A 10,316-nucleotide genomic window follows, 5' to 3' on the forward strand; every position below is an offset into this window, starting at 1 on the left:
CCCCCCGCCGGGGGGCGCGGGCGCGGCCGCCCCGCGCCGCCCCCCCCCGCCCCGGCCCCCCCCCCCCACTCCAACGTGATGGTCCAGGTGAAAGCCCGCTGCCCCGACCACAAGATAGTCAACGCTGTTGACGTGCCAAGACTCTCTTTTTGATCTTGGAGATCACAACAGGAACATAAGGACTGAAGGCAGCCCCAACAAACCGAGGTTTGGACTCGCCGTGCGGCCGGTCAGCGGGCGCGTAGCGCTTCGGTGAGGCGGACGCGGCTGCCGGTGCGGCGGACGGCGCCGGCGTAGACGCGGCCGGCGAGGCGGACGAGCACGACGATGCTGGCGACGTTGACGGTGACGGCGAGGGCGATGAGCCAGCCCGCGGCGGTGCCGGCGGCGATGAGCATCGGCATGATCAGTGGGGCGGTGAACGGGAGGACGGACAGGACGGCGAGCAGGCCGGAGTGCGGGTTGCCGGGCAGGATCGAGATCCCGATGACATACGGGATGATGATCATCATGACGAGTGGGGTGGTGACGCCGGCGGCGTCCTCCTGGCGGGAGACGAGCGCGCCGGTGGCGGCGAAGAGCAGGGCGTAGACGCCGAAGCCGAGCAGGAACCACAGCAGTGACCACAGCGCGGAGCTGGCGGCGATCGCGGCGGGCAGGTTGAGGACGCCGGTCCGCAGGCCGAACGGGACGCCGATGGCGGCGTAGAGGGCGAGCTGGAACAGGGCGACGGTGCCGATGCCGAGGACCTTGCCGGCCATGAGCTGCCAGGGTTTGACGGTGGCGAGCAGGAGCTCGACGACGCGGCTGGACTTCTCCTCGATGACGCCCTGGGCGACGGCCGGTCCGAAGATCAGCAGTGAGATGTAGATGAGGATGCCGGTGATGACGCCGAGGCCGATGCGGGAGCTCGCGTGCGGGTCGGTGGGTTCGAGGACGTCGAGGTGGATGCCGGCGGTGGCGACCGTGGTGTCGATCTGGGTGGGGTCGCCGCCGAGGGTGGTGATCTCGGCGCGCAGGGTCTGTTGGCGGGCGACGGCGGTGAACACGGCGGTGGACAGGTCGTCGAGGCTGTGGCGGACGACGACGCGCAGGCCGGTGGGGCTGGTGGCGGTGACGGCGGCGTCGAGGATGCCGGCGCGGACCTGGCGTTCGCCGTCGGCGGGGTCGGTGATGGTGACAGTGTGGACGTCGAGGCCGCCGGTCTGGCCGGTGGCGGTGAGGGCTGTGGCGGTGGGGCCGTCGGTGGCGAGGAGGCCGACGGTGGCGCGGGTCGGGCCGGTGTCGCTGAACAGGGCGTCGGCGCCGATGCCGAGCAGGAGGGCGACGACGAACAGCGGGGTCATGATCCGGAAGACGCGGGAACGGAACCGGGTGGTGACCTCGCGGCGGACGATGAGCCACAGCACCCGGGTGGACCCGGGCGGGATGACGGCGTCGGCGGTGGCGCGGGCGGCGGGCTGGTCGTCGTCGCGTTCGAGGGTGCCGCTCATGCGTGACCGTCCTCGGCGGGTGCCGGTCTGCCCGCGCCGCGGGCCAGCTGGGTGGGGATGGCTCGTCGCCGGCCGCGGGCGGGGGGTTCGGCTTCGGGGGGCTGATGGGTGACGACCTCGCGGAAGCGTTGGGCGAGGGTGGGGCGGCGGTGGGCGAACTCGCGGACGGGCCCGGTGGTGAGGGCGGCGCGCAGGATGGCCTGGTCGTCGGTGCCGGTGGCGAGGTGCAGCTCGGTGCGGCCGTGGTCGTCGCGGCGGGTGGCCTGGACGCCGGGGAGGGTGTCGGCCCAGCCGGTGGGGGCGTCGGGGGCGTCGACGACGAGGACGGACTCGCCGTCGGCGCGCAGCTCGTCGACGGAGCCGATGGCGACCATGGTGCCGGCGGAGACGATGCCGACGCGGTCGCAGAGCCGTTCGACGAGGTCGAGCTGGTGGGAGGAGAAGACGGTGGGGACGCCGGCGGCGGCGCGTTCGCGCAGCACGTCGCTCATGACGTCGACGGCGATCGGGTCGAGGCCGGAGAAGGGTTCGTCGAGGACGAGGACGGTCGGGTCGTGGACGAGGGCGGCGGCGAGCTGGGCGCGTTGCTGGTTGCCGAGGGAGAGGGCCTGGACGTCGTCGCCGAGGCGGTGGGCGATGGCGAGCCGCTCGGCCCAGGCGCGGGTGGCGGCGCGGGCGGCGGGGGCGGTCATGCCGTGGAGCTGGGCGAGGTACTCGAGCTGTTCGCCGACGCGCATCTTGGGGTAGAGGCCGCGTTCCTCGGGCATGTAGCCGATCCGGCGGCGGGTGTCGACGGTGAGGGGCTGGCCGTCGTAGCGGACTTCGCCGGCGTCGGCGGTCAGGACGCCGAGGACGATGCGCATGGTGGTGGTCTTGCCGGCGCCGTTGGAGCCGACGAAGCCGAACAGTTCGCCGGCGCGGACCTCGAAGGTCATATCTCGTAGCGCGGTGACGTGGCCGTACCGTTTGGAAAGCCCGTCGATCTGTAGCGCTCCGTCGCGCATCGCGGCGCCTCCAGGCTGTCTGTGCGGCCGGTGTGGTCGGTGCTGGCGGTCGGCGACCGGGGGCGTGCCCCATCCTGCCAGTGGTGGTCGGGGTTTCCTGGGCTGTCGGCGCACGGCGGTATGAAGTGTGTGGTGGCCGGCGGACGAGTCGTGGCCGGACATACTGCCCCTGTCGTGGTCGGGGGGCCGGGCCGATGGCCGGAGGGAGTGCCCTGTGCCGCTGGGACCGTTACAGGCGGGTGATCCGACGTGGGTGGGTGGCTATCGGCTGACCGCGCGTCTCGGGGCCGGGGCGATGGGGGTGGTGTTCCTCGGTGCGGCGGAGGACCCGGCGGCCGTGGACCCGGCAGCGACGGGGCTGGGGCCTGGCTCCTCGGGTGAGGCAGGCCGGCTGGTGGCGGTGAAGCTGGTTCACGCGCGGATCGCGACGTTGCCGGACTACCGGGCCCGGTTTCGCCGGGAGGTCGCCGCGGCCCGGGCGGTGGCGGGGACGTGTACGGCCCGGGTGCTGGCGGCGGATCCGGCGGCGGCGCGGCCGTGGCTGGCGATGGAGTATGTCGCCGGGCCGAGCCTGGCGGAGGTGGTGGAGCTGGGTGGCCCGTTGCCGGCGGCGTCGGTGGAGGCGTTGGCGGTGGGGCTGGCGGAGGCGTTGGTCGCGATGCACGCGGCCGGGGTGGTGCACCGGGATCTGAAGCCGGCGAACGTGCTGGTCACGGCGGCGGGGCCGAAGGTGATCGATTTCGGGATGGCGCGGCCGTTGCCGGGTGCGGGGGATGTGACGGCGGCGGAGGTGACGCGGGCGGGGGCGATGGTCGGCTCCCCTGGTTTCCTGGCGCCGGAGCAGGCCGATCTTGGGGGCCGGGTCGGGCCGGCGGCGGATGTGTGGGCGTGGGCGTTGACGGTGGCGTTCGCGGCGACGGGGCGGGCGCCGTTCGGGTCGGGTACGGCGGAGGCGTTGGTCTACCGGTCGATGTATGCGGCGCCGGATCTGGCTGGGGTGCCGGAGCGGCTGTTGCCGGTGTTGTGGGCGGCTTTGGACCGGGATCCGGGGCGGCGGCCGGCGGCGGGGGCGTTGTTGGCGGGTCTGGTCGGGGACGTGGTGGATCCGGTGGCGGCGACGGCCGGGGTGTTGGACCGGTTGTGGAGTCCCGCGGTGGCTCACCGTGCGGCCGCCGGGCCAGGGCCGTCGCTGTCGCCGTGGGCGGTGTCCGGGCCGGGTGGTGGGGTCGGGTGGGAGACGCCGGTGGTCACGCCGGTCGGGCCCTGGCCCGCGGGTGGTGGCTCTGATCCCGGGGTGTGGTCGGGGCCGGGTGTCGTGCCGGCGGGTGGGGGGCCGGGGCGGCGCCGGTCCTGGCAGGTGGCGGTGGCGGTCGTGGCGTTGCTGGTGGCCGGGCTGGTGGGTGCCGGGGTCACGGCGGTGGCGACCCGGGGTGGCGGTGGTTCGTCGCCGGGGTCGGGCGGGTCGCCGACGCCGGCGGTGGCGCTGCTCGCGGCGACGTCCGGCGCGCCAGCGGGGGCGTCGTTGCCGGCGAACCCCGGTGTCGCGGAACGGCTGGCGGGCCGTTGGACCGGTACCTATCGCTGCGCGCAGGGTGCCACCGTGTTGCAGTTGGACGTCCTGTCGGTGGTGGGGGCGCCGGGTCTGGTCACCGCGGTGTTCACGTTCAGCGCGCCGCCGGACAATCCGCGGGTGCAGCCGGGGGCGTACACGATGTCGGGCACGTTCGAGGGTGACCAGGTGGTGCTCGACGGGGAGGTGTGGCTGTCGCGGCCGTTCGGTTATCTGATGGTCGGTCTGACGGGCACCTACGCGACGTCGGCGGGTGGGGTTCAGCAGCTGGGCGGCCGGGTGCGGGGCGAGGGTTGCGGCACGTTCGCGCTGGAGAAGGCGAGCTGACGGGTGTGGGGCCGGCGGCTGGCGCGGGGTGGTGCGTGTGGGCCGGTCGGCGTGGTCGACTGGGAGGGTGGCCGAGCCCGAGGTGGGGTCCCGCGGTGAGCGGGCGTGCTGTTCGCTGTGTGGCCATGCGTGGTCGGCGCATTTCGGTGGCGGGCCGACGGCGGTGTGGGTGACCTGCTGTGCCGCCCCCGAGGGGGCCGAGGATGCGGCTGGGCCGGCCGGGCTGTCGGCTGATGGGGCGGCGTTGCCGGTGGTGGCCGGTCTGGCTGGTCCGGCGTTGGGCTGCTACTGCCGGCGTGGCGTCGAGGAGTTCCGCTCGGAGGCGCCGGCTGGCGGTGACGGGGTGGCGCTGTGTGTGACGTGCGGTGCGGCGCCGGCTGAGGACACGCAGTGCCGGGCCTGTCGGGAGGCCCGGCAGGAGGCGTCGCGGGCGCGTTTCGCGGCGCGGCAGGCTCAGCTTGGCCGGGGGGCGCGGCGCCGCTGAAGGGGCCGGTTGCCGGTGTGGTCCCGGGCTGGGCCGCGAGATGCGTTCGCCGGCCGGGCCACGCGGGTGGGCGTGGCCCGGCCGGCGCCAGGGGCCGAGGCGGGCTCGGTCCGGTCAGGCCGGTGGGCAGTCCGGTTCGATACCCATGGAGCTGGCCGTGTCGCAGAAGGTGTCTCTGCTGACCTGCCAGCCGGTGGAGGTGCGGACGATGATCGCGTTTCCGGCGTAGTGCGAGAGGTTGGCCGGGTTTGAGCTGTCCCCCGGTATGTGGAGGTCGTCGTACGCCAGGTTGAAGGCGGCGCTGACCGTGTCGGGGTCGATTTGCTCGATCCGCCAGGCCACGGCGTTCGTGGGGGGCTCGGGCGCGGGGCCGAACTGGGGGTTGTCTGCGAGGAGGGCCGTGTGGGTGGCGGTGAGCGCGTCGCCGCCCTGCACGGCCGCGGCGAACCGGTCCGCGCTGACACCGACGGCGAAGGCGTCGTGGACGGCGTCGAGCGCGGCGGTCGCGGTGGTGGCGTCCGGTGCTGCCGGTGTCGTCGGGTTCGGCGGCCGGGTGCCGAGTACGAGTCCGTCTGCGACGCGTTGCAGCGCGGCCAGGTCGGTGGGGGTGGCGGTGGCGGACTCGACGGTGAGCAGGGCGCCGGACGGGGTGGCCCAGGCGAGCAGCGCGTCGTGGTTGTAGGTCCCTTCGCTGGGGAGCCAGCCGCGCAGGCCCGGGTCGTCGATGGTGGCGAAGATCGCCGGGCGTCCGTTGACGGTCCGCGTGGAGGTGGTGATCCTGCCGCCGAACTGGTTGGAGCCGAACGGGTTTTTCATCGCGTCGGTGAGGTCGGCCAGGCCGGTGCCGTCCGGCGGTTCCCACGAGACGGTGATCCAGAGCAGGTCGGGCCCTGCCGGGGGGCGGGACGACGGGTGGGGCGTCGTTGTCGTGGGTGGTGGTGTGGCGGGTGGTCGGGCTCCGGTGAACTGGCTGAGGAATATGCCGGGGGCGAAGCGCAGACCTTGGATGGTCAGCGCCGGGGTGGTGACGTCGCGCCGGGAGAGCCGGAACTCGCCCGGCTGCGCGGACGGGTCCGGGACGACCGTGTTGTCGACGGTGTGGGTCACCCCGGCGGGCAGCCAGGTGGCGGTGACTCCGCCGTACGAGGCGACGGCGGAGGGCGCCGCGGAGGTCGACACGGCCGCCGCTGGGCTGGCTCTGGTGTCGCCTCGTGTGGTGGCGAGCAGGCCCAGGGGCACGCCGATGACGACGAGGGTGACGAGGAACGCGGTGGCGATCCGACTGTTGGTGCGGCGGCGGTGGGCGCCGTCGCGGATTCGGTCGGGGAAGGTGGGGCCGAAGCCCGGTGTGGGCTTCCCGTCGCCCAGGGCGCGCAGGTGGGAAAGCAGTTCGGGGTCGGTGAGGGTCGCGGCTGGTCGTCTGAGGGTCACAGCTGGTCTCCCTCGGGCTGGGGGGCGGCCGCGTAGTACGGGGTGGGCTGGCGGCGCCGGCCGTTGGTCAGGATGTCCGGGCCGGTGGGTGGTCGGCCGAGGGCGCGCAGGTGTTCGCTGTCGCGTAGCCGGGCCAGGCCGCGCGACGCCTGGGAGCGCACCGAGCCGACGGAGCAGCCGAGGGCGGCGGCGACGTCGGCTTCGGGCAGGTCGTCGACGTAGCGCAGGACGACGACGGCGCGCTGCCGCGGTGGCAGGGTGGCCAGTGCCCGGATGAGGCTGGCGCGTTGGGTGAGCTGGTCGGCGTGGTCGACGGCCGGGGCGGCGACGTCGAGGGTCCAGGGGCCGTCGTCCTGGAGGGGTACCTCGATGACGCGGGCGCGTAGCCGTCGCCAGCGGCTGGTCGCGCCGTTGACGAGGGCGCGGCGCAGGTAGGCCTCCTGGTGGCCGTCGGTGATTCGGGACCAGCGCAGGTAGGTCCGTTCGAAGGCTCCCTGGACGAGGTCCTCGGCGGCGGCGCGGTCGCCGCCGACGAGGAGGATCGCGCTCATCAGGAGCCGGTCGGCAACGGTGGCGACGAACCTCTCGAAGGTCTGTTCCTCATCTGCGTGCACCCCTCGCCTCCTCGGAATGTCAGAAATGCTCCTGTTCTGACGCGGCCGGGGCGGTGTGCGATGAGAGCGCCGGCGGGGGTTCTAGCCGCGGGGGGCGAACATGATGATCGCCATGCCGGCGAGGCAGACGGCGGCGCCGGCGAGGTCGAACCGGTCGGGCCGGTAGCCGTCGGCGAGCGCGCCCCACAGGATCGACCCGGCGACGAAGATGCCGCCGTAGGCGGCGAGGATGCGGCCGAAGTGGCCGTCGGGCTGCAGTGTCGCGAGGAAGCCGTAGAGCGCGAGGGAGGCGACGCCGGCGGCGGCGTAGCCCCAGCCGCGGTGCTCGCGGACGGTCTGCCAGATCAGCCAGGCCCCGCCGATCTCGAACACGGCGGCGACGGCGAAGAGGGCGGCGGAGCGGGCGACGTCCACGGCAGGCAGGCGGCTTCCTCGGCGGGCCGCCCGGTCGGGTGGCCTTCGGGCCAGACGCTACCCAGCGGTGACGCGGCCCCGCCGGGCGGTCTTACAGGAAGCCGGTGAGGCCGGTGGGCCGGTGCGGGCCGATCGCGAGGAGCTCGAAGAGGCCGTAGCCGACCTGGCCGTCGCGGGTGAACCGGGCGAGGCTGTCGGTGATCCCGACGAGGCGGCTGGCGACGGCGGGGTCGGTGAGGTCGACGGTCTCGCCGTCGACGGTCAGTGGCCCCTGGTACATGCCGTGCTTCCAGCCGGGGTCGAAGCCGTAGCCGGTGCCGACGCCGAGGTGGGCGGCGAGCTGGACCTCGGCGGTGATCTCGGGGATCTTGTCGTCGCGGCGGGTGAACCGGATCGTCGCGCTCCTGGGGACGCGGGTGCCGGGTTGGAACTCGATCGTGACGTCGGGGCGGCCGAGCTGTTCGGCGGGCCGGCCGGTCGCCTCGGGCCAGACGAGGAGTGCCTCCTCCAGGGCGCGGTTGCCGGCCTCGTCCTCCTGGAGGATCACGATGACCGAGTGGTCGGGGAACTGGATCGGCAGGTAGAGCCAGAACAGGGTGTGGAACTCTCCTGGCCGGCCGGGGGGTTCGGGTTCGCCGACGGGGCGGATGCCCCAGGAGCGGTCGCGGGTGCCCCACCAGGTGTCGGGGGTGACCTGGGTGGTCTGGCCGTCGACGGTGAAGGTGCCGGTCCAGCGGCCGGTCTGGGCGAGCCGGCAGGCGTCGATGATGATCCGGTTCGCGGCGCCGCGGATGATCTGGCGGGGTTCGAGGGTTGCGGGTATGGCGGCGTCGAACGTCAGGTCGGCGGACAGGCCCCAGTCGTTGGGTTCCAGGACGAACCGCAGTTTCTTCAGGCCTTCGACGACCTCGACGCGCAGCGGGCCGACGGTGGTGTCGAGCCGGTCGGCGCCGAGTTCGGCGGAGGCGCGCACGACGCGGTGCTCGTCGCCGCGGCGCAGCAGCGCGAACGCGTCGGCGGTGCCGAGGTTCGGGTACTGGCCGAGGCCGAAGACGAGGAACGTGTCGCCGGTGTGGGAGCCGCAGTTGAAGTAGTAGCGGTCGTAGAAGTTGCGGTCTGACGTGGCGACCTCGCGGATCGGCGCGGCGGTCTGGTGGACGGGGTAGTCGTCGAGCGGCGACAGCACGGGGCGCTCCTGGAGGTTCGTCTGCGGCTCGGGTGCGGCTGGCCCGGCGGGGGTCTCAGCCGGTGGCGGTGGGGGCGCCGGCGGGTGCGGTCCGCGGGGTGTCGCGGTCGGGTGGGGCGCCGGGGGCGGGCAGGTCGAGCAGTGTCGCGAGCATCCGGCTGACCGTGTTGTTGGTGATCATGTCGGTGGTGGGGTCCATCATCCCGAGCTCGACGAACATCACCAGGATTCGCAGCATGATCACGGCGAACCGGTAGGCGGCGAACACCTCGTAGTAGTCGAGGTGGCGGACGGGACGGCCGAGCAGCTGCTCGTAGCGGGCGACGGTGTCGGCGCGGGACGGGAAGCCGTCGAGGCGGGGGACGTCGCAGCCCTCGCAGTGGTGGCGGTCGAGGAAGAGGAACCAGGCGAAGTCGGTCTCGGGGGCGCCGAGCTCGGCCATCTCCCAGTCGAGGACCGCCGCGGCGCGGAACTCGTCGTCGAACAGGATGTTGCCGATCCGGGCGTCGCCCCACAGGAGCACGGGCGGGTCGGGTTCGTCGGGCTGGTGGGCGCGCAGCCAGTCCCGGGCGGAGGCGAGGGGTTCGGGTGGTGTGTCGAACGCCTTCGCGCCGGCCCAGGTGAGCATCTGCTCGTAGTAGGCGAGCTGCTGGTCGATCCCGGTGCGGCCCCGCTCGGGGTTGTCGAGGAAGCCCAGGCCGAGGGTGTGCGGGTCGAGGCGGTGGATGCGGGCGAGGACGTCGACGCCGGCCCACCACATCGCGGCCCGGTCGGCCGGGGTGACGTCGTGCAGCCAGCCGCCGACGTGGTAGGGCGGGTTGTCGTTGGGCGCGCGGCCGTCGACGGCGCCCATGACGAAGAACGGGGCGCCGAGCAGGGTGGCGTCGGGTTCGTAGCCGAACAGCTCGGGCACGGGCAGTCCCGGGTCGGCGCCGGTGAGGGCGGCCATCACCTGGTACTGCTCGGCGAACCGGGCTTCGAGGAACACCTGGTAGACGGTCGGGGCGATCCGCAGCACCAGCCGGCGGGTGGTGCGCGCGGTGCCGTGGCCCCAGGTGGCGTCGAACAGGTGGGTTTCGTTGGAGAAGCCGAGCCCTTCGGGGCTGGTCAGCGGGCCGACGTCGACGCCGCCGGCCCCGGCGGCGAGCCGGGGTTCGAGCCAGCGGGCGAGCCGGGTCCGGGTTAACTCAGGGTCGCGTTCCTGTGCCTGCACGCCGAGTCCCTTCCGCTGTGTCCGCCTCGGGGGTCCGCCGCGGGGCGGCCAGCCGTCCCGGTCGTGAGCCACGCCACAGAACTGAAACTGGTTCTAACTCCTGCCCGTTGCCGTGTCAATCGCCCCCGCGTGGGGGCCAGTGGGGGTGGCCGCTCATCGTGGCGGGGGTCGGGCGCGTTTCGACTGGGACAAGCCGGACAGGAGGGGGCGAGGGTGCGCGCCGATGAAGAACTGGCGTTCGAGGCGTTCGTGGCCGGGGCCGCCGACCGGCTGCTGCTGAGCGCGGTGCTGCTCGTCGGCGGGGACTGGGCCGCCGGTGAGGACCTGCTGCAGGGGGCGTTCGAGCGGACCTACCGGCACTGGGCGCGGATCGCCGACGGCAGTCCCGAGGCGTACGTCCGCCGGGCGCTGGTCAACGCGGCGACGAGCCGCTGGCGGCGGCTGCGGGCCCGGGTCGGCGAGGTGCCGCTGGTCGTGGGGGGGCCGGGGGGGGGGGCCCCCCCCGCCGCGGGCGACCCGGCCACCGGGGCGCCCGTACCCGGACCCGCGGCGGCGGTCGTGGCCGCGGGCCGGGGGGCGG

9 protein-coding genes are annotated in these 10,316 nt (G+C 73.9%); 2 read left to right on the forward strand and 7 right to left on the reverse strand.

What is annotated here, in order from left to right:
* Nucleotides 1-230: 230 nt before the first annotated feature.
* Both I6A60_RS35335 and I6A60_RS35340 read right to left on the reverse strand, forming a co-directional pair.
* Nucleotides 231-1,493 (reverse strand): ABC transporter permease, encoded by a 1,263-nt coding sequence (locus I6A60_RS35335; protein ID WP_203011964.1) that lies wholly within the window; start codon nucleotides 1,491-1,493, stop codon nucleotides 231-233.
* Nucleotides 1,490-2,497: an ABC transporter ATP-binding protein gene (locus I6A60_RS35340; RefSeq protein WP_203011972.1), complete on the reverse strand. Its 1,008-nt coding sequence runs from the start codon at nucleotides 2,495-2,497 to the stop codon at nucleotides 1,490-1,492. The genes I6A60_RS35335 and I6A60_RS35340 overlap by 4 nt, the downstream gene beginning before the upstream one ends.
* 214 nt (nucleotides 2,498-2,711) lie before the next feature.
* On the opposite strand from I6A60_RS35340, the gene I6A60_RS43200 reads away from it, so the two are divergent.
* Nucleotides 2,712-4,394: a serine/threonine-protein kinase gene (locus tag I6A60_RS43200; protein WP_203011974.1), complete on the forward strand. Its 1,683-nt coding sequence runs from the start codon at nucleotides 2,712-2,714 to the stop codon at nucleotides 4,392-4,394.
* A 598-nt stretch (nucleotides 4,395-4,992) separates the two neighbouring features.
* On the opposite strand, the gene I6A60_RS35350 is transcribed toward I6A60_RS43200, so the two are convergent.
* The 5 genes from I6A60_RS35350 to I6A60_RS35370 form a co-directional block, all read right to left on the reverse strand.
* Complete coding sequence (locus tag I6A60_RS35350; RefSeq protein ID WP_203022720.1) at nucleotides 4,993-6,309, reverse strand: hypothetical protein; 1,317 nt, start codon at nucleotides 6,307-6,309, stop codon at nucleotides 4,993-4,995.
* Nucleotides 6,306-6,923: a SigE family RNA polymerase sigma factor gene (locus I6A60_RS35355; RefSeq protein ID WP_203022721.1), complete on the reverse strand. Its 618-nt coding sequence runs from the start codon at nucleotides 6,921-6,923 to the stop codon at nucleotides 6,306-6,308. The genes I6A60_RS35350 and I6A60_RS35355 overlap by 4 nt, the downstream gene beginning before the upstream one ends.
* 81 nt (nucleotides 6,924-7,004) lie before the next feature.
* Complete coding sequence (locus tag I6A60_RS35360) at nucleotides 7,005-7,337, reverse strand: YnfA family protein (RefSeq protein WP_203022722.1); 333 nt, start codon at nucleotides 7,335-7,337, stop codon at nucleotides 7,005-7,007.
* A gap of 91 nt (nucleotides 7,338-7,428) precedes the next feature.
* On the reverse strand, nucleotides 7,429-8,523 hold the full coding sequence (locus tag I6A60_RS35365) for a hypothetical protein (protein WP_203022723.1): 1,095 nt from the start codon (nucleotides 8,521-8,523) through the stop codon (nucleotides 7,429-7,431).
* A 55-nt stretch (nucleotides 8,524-8,578) separates the two neighbouring features.
* Nucleotides 8,579-9,736: a phosphotransferase family protein gene (locus tag I6A60_RS35370; protein WP_203022724.1), complete on the reverse strand. Its 1,158-nt coding sequence runs from the start codon at nucleotides 9,734-9,736 to the stop codon at nucleotides 8,579-8,581.
* Nucleotides 9,737-9,949: 213 nt separating this feature from the next.
* Here I6A60_RS35370 and I6A60_RS35375 point away from each other — a divergent pair.
* Nucleotides 9,950-10,316, forward strand: a 367-nt coding sequence (locus I6A60_RS35375) for a sigma factor (protein WP_307874026.1), incomplete at its 3' end; no start/stop codon positions are given.

The sequence above is a fragment of the Frankia sp. AgB1.9 genome (assembly GCF_016786355.1).
In the GTDB taxonomy this organism is placed as follows: domain Bacteria; phylum Actinomycetota; class Actinomycetes; order Frankiales; family Frankiaceae; genus Pseudofrankia.